This is a genomic window from Bordetella genomosp. 2 (assembly GCF_002261345.1).
Taxonomy (GTDB): domain Bacteria; phylum Pseudomonadota; class Gammaproteobacteria; order Burkholderiales; family Burkholderiaceae_B; genus Bordetella_A.
The window spans coordinates 437180-452767 of sequence record NZ_NEVT01000003.1 but is presented as its reverse complement, the minus strand read 5'-3'; the positions used below and the strand labels follow the sequence as shown (position 1 = coordinate 452767).

Annotated in this window: 14 protein-coding genes; 9 read left to right on the top strand and 5 right to left on the bottom strand. The window is 69.4% G+C overall.

What is annotated here, in order from left to right:
* Window positions 1-63: 63 nt before the first annotated feature.
* Window positions 64-951 (top strand): LysR family transcriptional regulator, encoded by an 888-nt coding sequence (locus tag CAL24_RS04210; RefSeq protein WP_028356673.1) that lies wholly within the window; start codon window positions 64-66, stop codon window positions 949-951.
* A gap of 88 nt (window positions 952-1039) precedes the next feature.
* Here CAL24_RS04210 and CAL24_RS04205 read toward each other — a convergent pair whose 3' ends face one another.
* Window positions 1040-2023, bottom strand: a complete 984-nt coding sequence (locus tag CAL24_RS04205) for a tripartite tricarboxylate transporter substrate binding protein BugE (protein ID WP_028356674.1) — start codon at window positions 2021-2023, stop codon at window positions 1040-1042.
* A gap of 223 nt (window positions 2024-2246) precedes the next feature.
* Here CAL24_RS04205 and CAL24_RS04200 point away from each other — a divergent pair, with 223 nt between their 5' ends.
* A complete protein-coding gene (locus CAL24_RS04200) occupies window positions 2247-3143 on the top strand; it encodes an AEC family transporter (RefSeq protein ID WP_094805802.1) in 897 nt (298 codons plus the stop codon).
* 923 nt (window positions 3144-4066) lie between these two features.
* On the opposite strand, the gene fumC is transcribed toward CAL24_RS04200, so the two are convergent.
* The gene (fumC, locus tag CAL24_RS04195) at window positions 4067-5458 is read right to left on the bottom strand and encodes a class II fumarate hydratase (protein WP_028356676.1); all 1392 of its coding nucleotides are present in this window, start codon (window positions 5456-5458) and stop codon (window positions 4067-4069) included.
* A 145-nt stretch (window positions 5459-5603) separates the two neighbouring features.
* Here fumC and tsaE point away from each other — a divergent pair, with 145 nt between their 5' ends.
* From tsaE to CAL24_RS04175, 4 genes are all read left to right on the top strand, one after another.
* Window positions 5604-6140 (top strand): tRNA (adenosine(37)-N6)-threonylcarbamoyltransferase complex ATPase subunit type 1 TsaE, encoded by a 537-nt coding sequence (gene tsaE / locus CAL24_RS04190; protein WP_094805801.1) that lies wholly within the window; start codon window positions 5604-5606, stop codon window positions 6138-6140.
* Complete coding sequence (locus CAL24_RS04185) at window positions 6071-7465, top strand: N-acetylmuramoyl-L-alanine amidase (protein ID WP_028356678.1); 1395 nt, start codon at window positions 6071-6073, stop codon at window positions 7463-7465. The genes tsaE and CAL24_RS04185 overlap by 70 nt, the downstream gene beginning before the upstream one ends.
* 38 nt (window positions 7466-7503) lie before the next feature.
* On the top strand, window positions 7504-8352 hold the full coding sequence (locus CAL24_RS04180; RefSeq protein ID WP_094805800.1) for a helix-turn-helix domain-containing protein: 849 nt from the start codon (window positions 7504-7506) through the stop codon (window positions 8350-8352).
* 70 nt (window positions 8353-8422) lie between these two features.
* A complete protein-coding gene (locus tag CAL24_RS04175; RefSeq protein ID WP_028356679.1) occupies window positions 8423-8857 on the top strand; it encodes a VOC family protein in 435 nt (144 codons plus the stop codon).
* 4 nt (window positions 8858-8861) lie between these two features.
* Here CAL24_RS04175 and CAL24_RS04170 read toward each other — a convergent pair whose 3' ends face one another.
* On the bottom strand, window positions 8862-9506 hold the full coding sequence (locus tag CAL24_RS04170; protein WP_094805799.1) for a VTT domain-containing protein: 645 nt from the start codon (window positions 9504-9506) through the stop codon (window positions 8862-8864).
* Between the two features lie 202 nt (window positions 9507-9708).
* Between CAL24_RS04170 and mutL the strand changes: the two genes are divergently transcribed.
* Window positions 9709-11616 carry a DNA mismatch repair endonuclease MutL gene (gene mutL, locus CAL24_RS04165; protein ID WP_094806491.1) on the top strand — a complete coding sequence of 636 codons (1908 nt, stop codon included), beginning with the start codon at window positions 9709-9711 and terminating at the stop codon, window positions 11614-11616.
* A 46-nt stretch (window positions 11617-11662) separates the two neighbouring features.
* Window positions 11663-12607, top strand: a complete 945-nt coding sequence (gene miaA / locus CAL24_RS04160; RefSeq protein ID WP_094805798.1) for a tRNA (adenosine(37)-N6)-dimethylallyltransferase MiaA — start codon at window positions 11663-11665, stop codon at window positions 12605-12607.
* Between the two features lie 12 nt (window positions 12608-12619).
* On the opposite strand, the gene CAL24_RS04155 is transcribed toward miaA, so the two are convergent.
* Both CAL24_RS04155 and CAL24_RS04150 read right to left on the bottom strand, forming a co-directional pair.
* The gene (locus CAL24_RS04155) at window positions 12620-13525 is read right to left on the bottom strand and encodes an alpha/beta hydrolase (protein ID WP_170947022.1); all 906 of its coding nucleotides are present in this window, start codon (window positions 13523-13525) and stop codon (window positions 12620-12622) included.
* 13 nt (window positions 13526-13538) lie between these two features.
* A complete protein-coding gene (locus CAL24_RS04150) occupies window positions 13539-14459 on the bottom strand; it encodes a tripartite tricarboxylate transporter substrate binding protein (RefSeq protein ID WP_249278473.1) in 921 nt (306 codons plus the stop codon).
* Between the two features lie 149 nt (window positions 14460-14608).
* On the opposite strand from CAL24_RS04150, the gene CAL24_RS04145 reads away from it, so the two are divergent.
* The gene (locus CAL24_RS04145) at window positions 14609-15568 is read left to right on the top strand and encodes a LysR family transcriptional regulator (RefSeq protein WP_028356685.1); all 960 of its coding nucleotides are present in this window, start codon (window positions 14609-14611) and stop codon (window positions 15566-15568) included.
* Window positions 15569-15588 lie beyond the last annotated feature (20 nt).

Here is a 15588-nt window from a genome sequence, read left to right as displayed (position 1 = left end):
CGGCCCGCTTTGCCGGCCATTATCGCAATAGAATGCGCTTTGTCCGCCGCTTCCGTTGCCGCCATGCGCCTGCGCCATATAGAAATCTTCGAAGCGATCCGCCGCACCGGCTCGCTTACCGAGGCCGCCGCCGCGCTGCACATCTCGCAGCCGGCCGCCAGCAAGCTGCTGGCGCACGCCGAGGCGCAACTGGGCTTCAAGCTGTTCGAGCGCGTCAAGGGCCGGCTGGTGGCCACCCGCGAAGCCGAGATCCTCACGCCCGAGGTCGAGCGTCTGAACCAGGACCTCAACAGCGTGCGCCGGCTGGCCGCCAGCCTGCGCGAACGGCCCCACGGCCACCTGCGGCTGGGCTGCGCGCCCGCGCTGGGGCTGGGCCTGCTGCCGCAGGTCGTGCGCGCCAGCCGCGATGCCCGGCCGGGCATCACGTTCGACATCCACACCTATCACAGCGCCGAACTGGTGCAGGGCCTGCTCACGCGCGAGCTGGACCTGGCCGTCACGTTCGACCAGCACGATTATCCCGGCCTGACCCGCGCGCCGCTCGGCCATACCGAGCTGGTGCACCTGGGCCGCAAGCCCGGCCCGGGCCCCACCCGCCTGGCCGACCTGGCGCAGGACACGCTCATCGTGCTGGACTCGCGCGACGCCTCGGGCGCCCTGCTGCAAATGGCGCTGGACGCGCAGGGGCTGGACCCCGACGTGGCCATCCAGGTGCAGACCCATTATGTAGCCTGCGCGCTGGCCGAGGCGGGTTGCGGCGAGGCCATCGTCGATGCGATCACGGTGCGCGCCATGCTGCGGCCCGGCATGGTGGTGCGGCGTCTCGATCCGCCGCTGAAGGTGCCGCTCAGCATCCTGACCCGCACGCAGGACCCGCTGTCGGCCCTGCACCGCGAGTTCATCGAGCGGCTGCGGCAAGCCTGCGCCGAGCTGGCGCAGCCGCCGCTGTAAGGCGGCGCGGGCATGAAAAACGGGCGCCCGCGGGCGCCCGTCTGCCTGCGGCGGGGCCGGGCCCGCAGGCCCGTTCCCGGCCGATGGCTCAGTTCAGCGTGATGTTGGACTTCTTCACGATTTCCTTGGCCCAGTCGTACTGCTCCTGGATTTCCTTGGCGAACTCTTCCGGCGTATTGCCCGAGGGCGCCGAGCCCTGCTTGTCCAGCGCCTCGATGACCTTCGGGTCCTTCAGCGCCACCACGGCGGCATCGCGCAGCTTGTTGACGATGTCCATCGGCGTGCCCTTCGGCGCCAGCAGGCCGTACCAGACCGGCTGGTTCAGCTGCGGGAAGCCGGCTTCCTTGAAGGTGGGCACATCCTTGATGGTGTCGATGCGCTCGGGCCAAGCGATGGCCATGGCGTGCAGCTTGCCGGCCTGGATCTGCGGCATCGACGACGGCAGGTTGTCGAACAGGATTTCGATCTGGCCGCCGACCGCGTCGGCCACCGCCGGGCCCGAGCCCTTGTAGGGCACGTGCACGATGTCGGTGCCGGTGGCGATCTTGAACGATTCGCCCATCAGGTGCAGCACGCCGCAAGTGCCCGAGCTGCCGTACGAGTACTTGCCGGGATTCTTCTTCAGCTCTTCGAGGAAGCCCTTGAAGTCCTTGGCGGGGAACTTGGGATTCACCGACACCACGTTGGCGGTGTTGGCGAAGTTGGTGACCGGCTGGAAGTCCTTGATGGGATCGTAGGGCAGGTCGTTCGGGCGGCACGCCGAGTTCACGGCCATGGTCGACACGGTGGCGATGGACAGCGTGTAGCCGTCCGGCTCGGCGCGGGCGGCTTCCGCCGCGCCGATGGCGCCGCCGGCGCCGCCCTTGTTCTCGACCACCATGGGCTGGCCCAGTTCCTGGCTCATGCGCTGGGTGACCAGGCGCGCGATGATGTCGGTCGAGCCGCCCGGCGCGAACGGCACGATGACGCGGATCGGCTTGTTGGGATAGGCGTCCGCGGCCACGGCGGCCGAGGCGGCCGCCAGGCCCGTGGTCAGCGCGATGGCCGTGGCCAGGGTGCGTGCTTTGATCATCATTGTTGTATTTCCTCCAAGTGCGGGCCCCTGTGTGGGAGCCGATTGTGCAGGCCTCAGCGAGTCTGCCGATAAGCGATCGCTGCGAAATTGGCGAGCGAAGTATATGAAATCCTGGGTGCTTATGACGCACGCGCTCTGCCGAATTCGACGAGAATAGCAGCAAAATGTGTCGGCGCGGCAGCCCGGCACGCCGTGTTTTCCCCAACTTTTCCCTCCTTACATGTCGGTCGCTCTGCTAGTTTTGCCGGATTTCCTGCTGATCGCCCTGGGCTGGGCGCTGCGCCACAAACTGGGATTCAACCGAGAATTCTTCGCCGGCACCGAGCGCATGGTGTATTTCGTGCTGTTCCCCGCCCTGCTGTTCCAGGCCATCCTGCGCACCCCCATCTCGGCCGGCAGCGCCCTGCTGCTGTTGCAGGCCACCGCCGCCGTGGTGGCCATCGGGGTGGCGCTGGCCTGGCTGGGCGGCATGGCGCTGCGCGCGCAGCCGCTGGCGCTGGCCTCGGCGGCGCAATGCGGCTACCGCTTCAACACCTACATCGGCCTGGCGCTGGCGGCCAGCCTGGGCGGCGCGCACGGCCAGACCACCATGGCGCTGATCGTCGGCTTCGCCGTGCCGCTGGCCAACATCGCCGCCGTCTACGGCCTGGCGCGCCACGGCAGCAACGGGCTGCTGCGCGAACTGCTGCGCAACCCACTGCTGATGGCCACGCTGCTGGGGCTGGCGGGCAACCTGGCCGGCCTGCAGCTGCCCGGCCCGGTCGACACCGTGCTGGCGCGGCTCGGCTCCGCCTCGCTGGCGCTCGGCATCCTGTGCGTGGGCGCGAGCCTGTCGTGGCAGGGCGGCCAGGGGCACGGGCGGCTGATCGCCTGGATCCTCACCGTGAAGCTGCTGCTGCTGCCGCTGGCCGCACTGGCCGCCGCCAGCCTGCTCGCCCTGCCCCCGGCCGAATCCCGCATGCTGCTGCTGTTCGCCGCCCTGCCCACCGCCTCCGCCGCCTACGTGCTGGCCATGCGGATGGGAGGGGACGGGCGCATGGTGGCGGTGCTGATATCGCTGGGGACCCTGCTGTCCGTGGTGACCGTACCGGGGTGGTTGACGGTCGCCGGAGGGTGAGCGTTGTCCGAGGGTGTGGGCGAGGTTTGGGGTGCTTCTGGCGGCGAGCCGGGGGGCGGGCAGCCGTTGGGGCTTCACGGCGCCAGTCGGCCGCCCGAGCGGCCGACACCGCATCGCTCGCCTCCTCCGGCCCCTGCGGGCCTCCGTTCGGCCTCCGCTCGCTTGGCGCCGAGGCGCCCCAACGGCTGCCCGCCCCCCGGCTCGCCTCGCATGAGCTCAAGCTTCCCACATCGCGGGGACGGTCATCTTGCGCGGGCTTCGTGGCGACCGTGGTGGGCAAGACGAATATCTTGCAGGGCCGCCCACCTGGGGCCGCCCTGCGCGGCCCCAGGTGGGCATTCGTGATCGGGTTGCGCAGGATGTGGCGGTGGGGCTTGTGAGGACGATGGGGTTGTGCCTAAGCTGGCGTTACTGAGGAAGACTTCTCGAGCGCGAATCACGAGGAACGGCGGGGCCGGGCGACCCGCGTCCATGGCTCACGGTCATGCAAAGGGCACACGATGGTCGCCACCCGATGACGAGGCCAGCTAATTCTTCGGCAAGAAGGAAGCAGAACGAGCTCACGCCATCTCGCCAAGAATCCCGGTGCCAAACCCATTGCAATCAAAGGTCGAATGCAGTTGCCGGTCCGCGCTGGGCGGACCGGCAACTGCGGCGCGCCAGATGTTTTTCTTGTCCCGACACCCAGCCCACGAAGCCTAAGCAAATGGCTCGTCCCAACGATGACAGGAACTTGAATATCTGCGAGTCGCGGTGGGGCGCGGGCGCTGTCCGGGCGCCTCGGGATCGAGCTAGCGGATGCCGTACGGAGGCCCGTAGGGGCCGGAGGAGGCGAGCGACGCGGTGTCGGCCGCCCGGGCGGCCGACCGATCCCGTGAAGCCCGGGCAGCGCCCGCGCCCCACCGCGACGGCCAGAAAGACTATTACCGCTTGGCGTTGGTCATCTCCCCAGGCACGACCCACTTCGTGAACTGCTCCTCCGTCACGTAGCCCAGCGCCAGGGCGGACTCTTTGAGCGAGAGGTTTTCCTTGTGCGCCTTCTTCGCGATCTGCGCGGCCTTGTCGTAGCCGATGTGCGGGTTGAGCGCCGTCACCAGCATCAGCGACCGGTCCACCAGTTCCGCGATGCGCTCGCGGTTGGGCTCGATGCCGGCCGCGCAATGCTGGTCGAAGCTGGCCATGCCATCGGCCAGCAGCCGCACCGACTGCAGGAAATTGTGGATGACCAGCGGCTTGAACACGTTCAGTTCGAAGTTGCCGCTGGCGCCGCCGATATTGATGGCCACGTCGTTGCCCATGACTTGCGCGGCCAGCATGGTGATGGCCTCGCACTGCGTGGGATTGACCTTGCCCGGCATGATGGAGCTGCCCGGCTCGTTCTCGGGAATGCTGATCTCGCCCAGGCCCGAGCGCGGGCCGCTGGCCAGCCAGCGCACGTCGTTGGCGATCTTCATCAGGCCGGCGGCCAGCGACTTCAGCGCGCCATGCGCGAACAGCAGCGCCTCGTGCGAGGCCAGCGCCTGGAACTTGTTCGGCGCCGACGCGAAGGCCGAGCCCGTCTCGTGCGCCAGCTCGGCGCACACCTTGGCGCTGAACGACGGATGCGCGTTCAGCCCGGTGCCCACCGCCGTGCCGCCGATCGCCAATTGATGCAGGCCCGGCAGCGTCGCGCGGACCTGCTGTTCGGCCAGGTCCAGCTGGGCCACGTGCCCCGACAGCTCCTGGCCGAGCGTCAGCGGCGTGGCGTCCTGCAAATGCGTGCGGCCGATCTTCACGATGTCGTAGAACGCCGCGCTTTTTTCCGCCAGCGTGGCGCGCAGGGCCTTCAGCGCCGGCAGCAGGTGATGCTCGACCTGCAGGGCGGCCGCCACGTGCATGGCCGTGGGGAAGGTGTCATTGGACGACTGGCCGCGATTGACATGGTCGTTGGGATGCACCAGACGCGCCTCGCCGCGCGGGCCGCCCAGCAGCTCCGAGGCGCGGTTGGCCAGCACCTCGTTCATGTTCATGTTGCTCTGCGTGCCGGAGCCCGTCTGCCACACCGACAGCGGGAATTCGTCCGGCCATTGGCCGGCGATGACCTCGTCGGCGGCACGCACGATCGCATCGGCGATCTTCGGGTCCAGCTCGCCCAGGTCGGCGTTGACCTTGGCCGCCGCCCGCTTCAGGCGCGCCATCGCGGCCACCAGCGGCGCCGGCATGCGCTCGGTGGAAATGGCGAAGAACTGCAACGAGCGCTGCGTCTGGGCGCCCCACAGGTGGTCGGCGGGCACCTCGATCGGGCCGAAGGTGTCTTTCTCGGTACGGGTGTTCATGGCGTGGCGTTTCCTGGCATGGCCCACGGCCGGCAAGCAGCCGCGGCGTTGCATGGATGAGAATAGAAATCACTAACGATCATAGCAGACCGCGCGCTTCCTATAATCCGGGGACGTTCACCTGTTTTACCACTCGTCTCCCCCCATGTCCGCCCCACTGCGCAGCCTGACCCTGTCCCTGCCCGACGAAGCCGCCACCGAGGCGCTGGCCCGCCAGTTCGCCCCGTTGGTCAGCGGCGCCGGCGGCGGCCCGGCGGGCGGCCGCATCCACTTGCAGGGCGACCTGGGCACGGGAAAAACCGCCTTCACCCGGGCATTGTTGCGGGAATGCGGCATAACCGGCCGCATCAAGAGTCCCAGCTACGCGCTGCTTGAATCTTATAAAGTTTCTAACTTATACTTCTATCACTTTGATTTTTATAGATTTACCGATTCGCGCGAATGGCTGGACGCGGGCTTCCGGGATTTACTGCGTGACGAGGCCATCGTATTGATCGAATGGCCCGAACGCGCCGGGGGGCTCCTGCCCCCTCCGGACATGCAGATTTCGCTGGTCTATGCAGAGCCGGGCCGCGAGGTCACCTTGACTGCCCATACCGCACGAGGACAAACATGGTTGAACGCGATTGTCCCTCCGCCCCCGGTGCCCTCCCCCCCAGCGGCGCCATCCGCCGGCGCCTGATCAGCGCCGCCACCACCCTGCTCGTCCTGCCGGTGCTGCCGCGCCTGGCGCATGCCGCCACCATCCTGGCCGTGCGCACCTGGCCGGCCGACGAATACACGCGCGTCACGCTGGAACTCGACAGCGAACTCAAGGCTGAACATTTCACGCTGGAAAACCCGCACCGGCTGGTGGTGGACATCGAAGGCCTGCAAGTCAGCGCCGCGTTGAACCAGCTGGTCTCCAAGGTACGCCCCGACGACCCGTACATCCAGGCCCTGCGGGTGGCACAGAACCGCCCCAATGTCGTGCGCCTGGTTTTCGACCTGAAGCAGGCGGTCGCGCCGCAGGTCTTCACGCTCAAGCCGGTGGCCGACTACCAGTACCGGCTGGTGCTCGACCTGTATCCCAAGGTCGCGCAGGATCCGCTGCTGGCGGTGCTGGGCAAGCAGGGCGCGCCCGACGTCGACGACCCGCTGGCACGCATCCTGGAAGACATCGCGCGCAACCCTGTCACGCCCAACGTGCCGGCGCCGCAGGCCCAGGGGCAAGAACCGCCGCCCGCGGTGGCCCTGCCCAAGCCGGCGCCGGCGCCCGCGCCTGTCCCCGGACCGGCCGCGCCTTCGCGCCGCAAGCGCATGGTCACCATCGCCATCGATCCCGGCCATGGCGGCGAAGATCCCGGCGCCATCGGCCGCAGCGGCCTGCGCGAGAAAGACGTGGTGCTGCGCATCGCGCGCCGCCTCAAGGCGCTGATCGACGACCAGCCCAACATGCGCGCCTACCTGACGCGCGACGACGACTATTTCGTGCCGCTGCACGTGCGCGTGCAGAAGGCGCGCCGCGTGCGGGCCGACCTGTTCATCTCCATCCATGCCGACGCCTGGATCAAGCCCAGCGCCAACGGCTCCTCGGTATTCGCGCTGTCGCAGCGCGGCGCCTCCAGCACCCAGGCGCGCTGGCTGGCCCAGAAAGAAAACGCGGCCGACCTGATCGGCGGCGTCAACATCGGCAGCCACGACCGCCAGGTGGCCAAGGTGCTGCTCGATCTTTCCACCACCGCGCAGATCAACGACTCGCTGCGGCTGGGCGCCGCGTTCCTGGACGAGATTAAGAAGATCAACCGGCTGCACAAGCGGCACGTCGAGCAAGCGGGCTTCGCGGTGCTCAAGGCGCCCGACATTCCGTCCATCCTGGTCGAGACGGCCTTCATCAGCAACCCGCGCGAAGAAGAACAACTGCGCTCGAGCAGCCACCAGCAAAAGCTGGCCGAGGCCATGATGAACGGCATCCAGCAGTACTTCGTCGCCAACCCGCCGCTGGCGCACATCGCCGACGCCAGCTGAGCGGCCGCCGGCGGCATGGCCGGCATCGGGAGGACCGCATGTCCGGGCAGCCGCCATTATTCGAAGTGATCCGGCACCGGCCTTCGCCCCGCCTGGCGGGCCTGGTGAGCGACATGTGCGGCTATCGGGAAACCGCCGGCCTGCCCTTCGCGCTGTGTGAGGCCGCCTCGCTGGTGGTGCCGTTGATCATCAGCTTCGGGACGCCGTTCCGCATCGCGCTCGGCCCGGACCCGGCCGCCGCGGAGCCGCGCTCCAGTTTTGCCGCCGGCCTGTATGCAGGGCCGGTGCAGATCGCGTCGGACGGCGCCGCCGAGTGCGTGCAGGTCGATTTCACGCCGCTCGGCGCCTACCGGCTCTTTGGCGGCGGCGTGGTGGAGCTCGCGGCCCGTATGGTCGACATCGACGACGTGCTTGGGCACGCCGGCCATGCGCTGCGCGAACATCTGGGGGCAACACGCGACTGGGCCGGACGCTTCACCCTGGTTGAACAGTTCGTCGCGGACCGCCTGCTGCACCAGCCCTCGCCAGAGATCGCGCACGCCTACCGACGGCTGGAACAGCAGGCGGGGAACCTGCGCATCACTGATCTGGCGCGCGAGATCGGCTGGAGCCGCAAACACTTCGCGCACCGCTTCCGCGCCGAGACGGGCCTGGGGCCGAAGACCATTGCGCGCATCATGCGCTTCCAGAGGGCCTGCCGCCTGGCGCGCACCGGGGCGCAGCGCGACTGGGCCGCGCTGTCCGGCGCCAGCGGCTATGCGGACCAGGCGCACATGGTGCGCGAGTTCACCGCCCTGGCCGGCGAATCCCCGGCTGCCTGGCGCCGGCGCATCGCGCAGGCGGGCACGCTGCAGCCGCGCTCGGCCGACCTGCCGGACCCCGGGTAACAAATCTTCAATACTGGCCGGGCGCCGCGACCTATGATGAAGGCTCCGATCGCCGCAATGGAGCCTTCCCATGAACACGCACACCCCCCACGCCCCGCCCTGCATTTTCCCCACGCTGCGCTGCCGCGACGCGGATTCGATGATCCGCTGGCTGGTCGATGTCTACGGCTTCGCCGAGCACGTCGTCTACCGGGACGCCGGCACGGTCCAGCACGCCGAGCTGGCGCTGGGTTCCTCGATCATCATGCTGGGACAGCACCGCGACGATGCCTACGGCAAGCTGGTGGGCGGCCTGGATGGCCGCCGCACCGACGCGATCTACGTAGCCGTGGCCGACCCCGACGCGCTATGCGCGAAAGTGCGCGCCGCCGGCGGCAAGATCGAGGCCGAACCCTGCGACACCAGCTTCGGCAGCCGCGAATTCGCCTGCCGCGATCCGGAGCAGAACCTGTGGAGCTTCGGCACCTACTGGCCGCGCGCGGACCGTCCGCCGCAAGCCGCCTAGCGGCTCAGCGGCCCGTGCGCCGCCGGCTGCGCGCCAGCTTGATCAATGCGCCCAGCACCACCGGCACGATGGCGGCCGCCAGCCCCACCAGCACGATGGTGTTCAGGTGCTCCTTCACCAGCGGGATGTTGCCGAAGAAATAGCCGGCGATGATCAGGCCGGCCACCCACAGCACCGCGCCGGCCACGTTGAACAGCTGGAAGCGCAGCAGGTTCATCTCGGCGACGCCCGCCACGAAGGGCGCGAAAGTACGGAATACCGGCAGGAAGCGCGACAGCACGATTGTCTTGCCGCCGTGCTTTTCATAGAACAAATGCGTGCGCAACAACGCGGCGCGGTCGAGGAAGCGCACATTCATGGTGAACACGCGCGGCCCGATATAGCGGCCGACGGCGTAGTTGACCGTATTGCCGGCAATGGCCGCGACGATCAGCAGCAGGCCCAGCAGCACCGGGTCCAGGCTGCCGGTGGCGCCGAAGGCCCCTGCGATGAACAGCAGCGAATCGCCCGGCAGGAACGGCAGCACCACCAGCCCGGTCTCGGCGAAAATGATCAGGAACAGGACCAGGTAGACCCAGGACCCGTATTGTTCGACCCACACGCCGAGCGTCTGGTCGATGTGCAACACCATCTGAAAAAATTCGAGCATGAATCAATGCGTCAGTCAGTCGCGGGCGCCGCGCCGCCTGCCCGGCGCGGCGCCCGCATGGGATTTCCGGGTGCGAGCCGCCTTCGACTATAGCGCACCGCCCGCTGCGCAGCCGCGCGCGGCCGGGCTGCCACGGCCGGCCGGACGCGGCGCGACGTAGGGCTAAAATCGTCGCATGTCCGCCCATCCCGAATCGCTCCCCATGTCCGAACGCCGCGCCATCGCCGCCCTGCCCGATCTGCTGATCAGCCAGATCGCCGCGGGCGAGGTCATCGAGCGGCCCGCGTCGGTGCTCAAGGAAATCCTCGAGAACGCCATCGACGCCGGCGCGCGCGCCATCGAGGTGCGGCTCGAGGGCGGCGGCATCCGGCGCATCGCCGTGTCGGACGACGGCAGCGGCATTCCGCCCGACGAACTGCCGCTGGCGCTGGCGCGCCACGCCACCAGCAAGATCCGCTCGCTCGACGAGCTCGAATCGGTGGCCTCGATGGGTTTCCGCGGCGAGGCCCTGGCGTCGATCGCGTCGGTCGCGCAAGTCACCATCATCTCGCGCACGCGCGACGCCGATCACGCCTGGCAGATCGACGGCGGCAGCCTGCAAGTCGCGCCCGCGTCGGGCCCGCCCGGCACCACGGTGGACGTGCGCCAGCTGTTCGACGCCGTGCCCGCCCGGCGCAAGTTCCTGCGCGCCGAAGCCACTGAATTCGGGCATTGCGTCGATGCGCTGGAGCGCATCGCGCTGGCGCATCCGGACATCGCATTCCGCCTGTTCCACCACGACCGCGCCCAACGCCAATGGCTGCCCGCCGATCCGGGCCAGCGCATCCGCGACGTGCTCGGGGCCGAGTTCGCCGAACACGGCTTGCCCATCGAGGCCTCGGCCGGCGCCATCGGCCTGTCCGGCATGATCACCCGCCCAACCGCGGCGCGCGCGCGCGCCGACCGCCAGTACCTGTATGTCAACGGCCGCTTCGTGCGCGACCGCACCGTCAGCCATGCGCTGCGCGCGGCCTATGCCGACGTGCTGCATGGCGACCGCCAGCCCGCCTACGTGCTGTACCTGGATATCGATCCCGGCGCCGTCGACGTCAACGTGCATCCCGCCAAGCACGAAGTGCGCTTCCGCGACAGCGGCGCGGTGCACCGCTACGTTTCGCAAGTGATCGGGCAGGCGCTGGCCCAGACCGGCGGCGCCGCCGCGGTGCCGGCGGCGGCCGGCGCGCGGGACGAGACCGAACCCGCTGCGCTCGCGGCCACGGCGGCCACGGCTGCGGCGGCCGACGCGCGCGCCGCCCTGCCCGCCGCCCAGCCCATGCGCGCCGGCAGCCCGGCGGCCCCGGCCCCGCAGCGTCCGGCGGCGCGGCCGCACACCCAGGTGCCGTTCCGCCTGCATAACGAGCCGGCCAGCGTGCCGGCCGCCGACTGGCGCACGCTGTACCGGCCGCTCGACAGCGGCGCGGCGGCGCCCGTGGCGGCGCTGCGCGAGCCGGCGCCGCCACCGCCGCCGGCCCTGCCGGCCGATGAGGAACATCCGCTCGGCATGGCGCTGGCCCAGCTGCACGGCATCTACATCCTGGCGCAGAACCGCCGCGGCCTGGTGCTGGTGGACATGCACGCCGCCCACGAACGCGTGGTCTATGAACAGCTCAAGCGCGCGCTGGACGCGCGCGAACTGCCGCGCCAGGACCTGCTGGTGCCGGTGGTGTTCCATGCCCAGGAAAAAGACGTGGCCCTGGTGGAAGAACACCGGGAACACCTGACCGAGCTGGGCTTCGACATGCGCCCGGCGGGCCCCACCTCGATCGCCGTGCGATCGGTGCCGGCCCTGCTGGCGCGCGGCGACATCGAGACCCTGGCTCGGGCCGTGCTGCGCGACCTGGCCGTGGTGGGCGTGTCGCGGCTGCTCACCGAACAGCGCAACGAATTGCTGTCCACCATGGCCTGCCACGGCTCGGTGCGCGCCAACCGGCGCCTCACCATCGAAGAAATGAACGCGCTGCTGCGCCAGATGGAGGTCACCGAGCGGGCCGATCAATGCAATCACGGCCGGCCGACCTGGGTGCAGTGGTCGGTGGCCGACCTGGACAAGCTGTTCCTGCGCGGACAGTAGCCGCCATGCGCACATCGCCACGCCGGCGCGCCGCGCCCCCGCCGGCATGAACCTCTCCGCCGCCCCCATCATCTGCCTGGCCGGCCCCACGGCCGCCGGCAAGAGCGCCGCCACGCTGGCGCTCGCGCAGCGCTGGCCGCTGGAAGTCGTCAACGTCGATTCGGCCACGATCTACCGCGGCATGGACATCGGCACGGCCAAGCCCACGCCGGCGGAACAGGCCAGCGTGCCGCAGCACCTGCTGGACATCCGCGACCCGGCGCAATCGTATTCGGCGGCCGAGTTCCGCGCCGACGCCCTGCGCCTGATCGACGCGATCCGGGCGCGCGGCCGCATGCCCCTGCTGGCCGGCGGCACCATGCTGTACTACAAGGCGCTACGCGAAGGCCTGGACGACCTGCCGCGGGCCGACCCGGCGCTGCGCGCCGAGCTGGAAGAACGCGCCGCGCAGCAGGGCTGGCCGGCGCTGCACGCCGAACTGGCGCGGCTCGACCCGGCCACCGCGGCGCGGCTGGCGCCCAACGACAGCCAGCGCATCCAGCGCGCCCTGGAGATCTGCCGGTTGAGCGGCCGGCCCATGTCGGCCCTGCTGGGCGCCCGCCGGCGCGCCGCCGAACCGGACGGCCCTCGCTATGTGACGCTGAGCCTGGAGCCGTCCGATCGCACCGCGCTGCATGCGCGCATCGCACAGCGCTTCGACGCCATGCTGGCGCAAGGGCTGCTGGACGAAGTGCGCGCCCTGCATGCGCGCGGCGACCTGCACCCCGGCCTGCCGTCGGTGCGCTGCGTCGGCTACCGGCAGATGTGGGCGCACCTGGAGGGCGCCGTCGACCTGGCCAGCGCGCGCGAGCAGGCCATCGCCGCGACCCGCCAGCTCGCCAAGCGGCAGATCACCTGGCTGCGCGCGCAGCCGGACCGGACGGTGATCGATTGCCTGGCACCAAGTCCGGCCGCGCAGGTCGTGGACGCCGTGGCCGCCTTGCTGGAATAGGCCACGGCGGCTTTACGCGGCCAAGGCCCGGCGCAGGAAGCCGGCAATCGCGTCCCAGACGGTCGTGGGGCCGTCGCGCTCGTGCAACGCGCGGGCGTGCGCCGGATAGAAATGCGTGGCGCCGGGCACCCGCACGGCTTCGCACGTCATGCCCAGCTCGCGCATGCGTTCGATCATGCGCGGGCAGTTGCCGGCGATGTAGTCCAGGTCGTGTTCCGCATAAATGCCCAGCACGGCCGGCGGGCGGTCCAGCGCGGCCACGTGCCGCTTGAGATCATCCTCGTGCATATAGCCCGATAATGCCACCACCGCCGCGACCCGCTCGCGTTCGCCCAGCGCCACATTCAACGCCGTGCGGGCGCCGGCCGAGAACCCGCCGACGGCGATCCTGCCTGGGTCGATGTGCCAGGCGCCGGCATGAGCCCTGACGTAGCGCACGGCCAGGGCCATGTCGTCGCAGGCCGCCTCGACGCCGCGCCAGAGCATGTCGTCGCTGGCGGGCGGCAGACCCAGCATGCCGCGCACCGCGTCCACCCTAGAGCGCGGGATGTGGGCGGCTGACGCCACCACCACGGTGTCGCCCGGCTCGGGATTCTCGGGCACCAACCGGTAGTCGATCGAACAGGCCACGTAGCCCAGCCGGGCGAATTCCCGGCAGTACCAAGCGATGGCGTGGTTGCGGTTGGGCGGCTCGCCGAAAGTATCGTCTTCCTTGGTGCCACGGTGAAAGGCGCCGCCGAAAGCCAGCACCAATGCCGGCCTCGGTCCGTCGCCGGCCGTCGGCAACGGCTGGTACAGATCCAGCTTCAGCTCACGCGCATGCGCCGGCCGGCCCGCGACGGGACGAACGATGCCGGTGCCGTAGACGATGTCCCGTTGAATCTGCACGTCGCGGCGTGCGGGCTGGGCGACGTTCAAGATGGCCTTCCTCTCAGTTGACCGTGGCGCCCGAATCCCGGGCGATTTGCCCCCAGACCCGCACGTCATTGTCGAAGCGGGCCTGCCATTGCTCCGGGCTGGTGGCCGGCGAGATCGGAATCGAACCGCTGTCGACGATCAGCTTGCGCATGTCCGGCCTGGCCAGCACCTTGTTGACGGCGGTATTAAGGGTCTGCACGGCCGCGAGGGGCATGCCCGCCGACCCGAACAGGCCGTACCATCCCACCGCGTCGAAGCTCAGGCCCTGCTGGCTCAGGGTGGGAATATCGGGCAATTCGGGCGAACGTACCGGCCCCGTGATGGCCAGGGCCTTGAGCCGTCCGGCCTTGACCAGCGGCGCCATGGACACGACGTCCAGGATGCCGACCGTGATATCGCCGGACAGAATCTCCGACAACGCCGCCTGGCCGCCCTTATAGGGAATCTGCCGCATCTTCACCCCGGCCAGTTGCTGGATCTTCTCGCCCACCAGATGCGGCGGCGAGCCGACGCCGAAAGTGGCGTACGTCACATCGGCGCCCTGCTGCCGGGCGGCGGCTACCAGGTCGGCCATGGTATTGAGCGGCGACTGCGGGCGGGTGACCACCAGCAGAGGCACAGTGGCGATCTGGGTGATCGCCGTGAAATCCTTGACCGGGTGGAAGCCCAGGTCCTTGAACAAGGCGGGCGCGATGGCGAACGGGGCGGCGGTCATCATCACCGTATAACCATCGGCGGCCGAGCGGGCTACCGAGGCTGCGCCGATATTGCCGCTGGCCCCGCTGCGGTTTTCCACGATGACGGTCTGCTTGAGTTCGGCGGTCAGTTCCTGCGCCAGCTTGCGCGCCACGATATCAGTGCCACCCCCGCTGGGAAACGGCACTACGAGCTTGATGGGGCGTTCGGGATAAGCGGCCGCGCTCGTCGAAATCATTGCCGCGCCGCCCAGCGCGGTTCCCAGGCAAAGTTTCCATAAACGATTCATCGTCTCGTCCTCCGGCAAATCCTGCTGGTGCGACAATAGTGCGCCTGGCTTCAATAAAGATATAGAGACAAAACGCGATCGATCCATCAGGAAGTGTTATGGATAAAGACCGGAACCGGCTGGCGCTGCGGCTGCGGCGCCTGAAGCTGCTGCATTTCGAAGTGGTGCTGGCGGTGGCCGAATGCGGCAGCCTGACAGCGGCGGCCGCCGCCCTGGGGCGCAGCCAGCCGGCCGTATCGCAACAGCTGGCGGAAGCCGAAGACGCGCTGGGCGTGCCGCTTTTCACGCGCGGCCGGCAGATCCGCGGCACGCCCTACCTGCCCGCGGTACTGCGGTACATGCGGCGGGCGATCAACGATACGCGCCAACTGAAGAGCGAACTCGAGGCGTTGTCGCGCGGCGGGCGCAGCGTGCTGCGCGTCGGTTCCATGCTGGTGACCAGCACCGGTCTGCTGCCCGAGGCCATCGTGCGGCTGCGCGACGGCGGCGCTCCAGTGCTGCTGGAAGTAGTGGAAGACATCGCCGCCGGCCTGTGGGCCCGCTTCGACCGGAGCGAACTGGACCTGATCGTGGGCCGGCTGGACGAACGGGCCTATTCGGAAGACGTGCAATCGCGGCCGCTGTACCAGGACCAGCACTGCGTCATCGTCAACCGCCGCCATCCGCTATCGGCCGCCAAGGCGCCACGCTGGGCGGACACCGCCGCCTATCCGTGGATACTGCCGCCCCGCAACACCGCCCTGCGCCGCGCCATCGACGCCACGTTCCTGGACCAGCAACTCGGCCCGCCCGAAGCGTGGATCGAATCGGCCTCGCCATCGGTGAACCTGGCGTTGCTGACCAAGACCGACTGCCTGAATGTGGTGTCGCGCGGCGCCGCCAGCCAGTATGCCGGCCTGGGCCTGTGCGCGATATTGCCGCTGAAGCTGAAATACGACGTGGGGCCCATCGGCATGGTATGGGCCAGGGGCGACACCAGCCCGGCCCTCGATGCCGTGCTGGCGGCGTTGCAAGAGGCAGCGGACTTGCGCGTGCGGCAGCCCGACGCCCGGGCGTGACGGCCGGCCGCCCGCGTGCC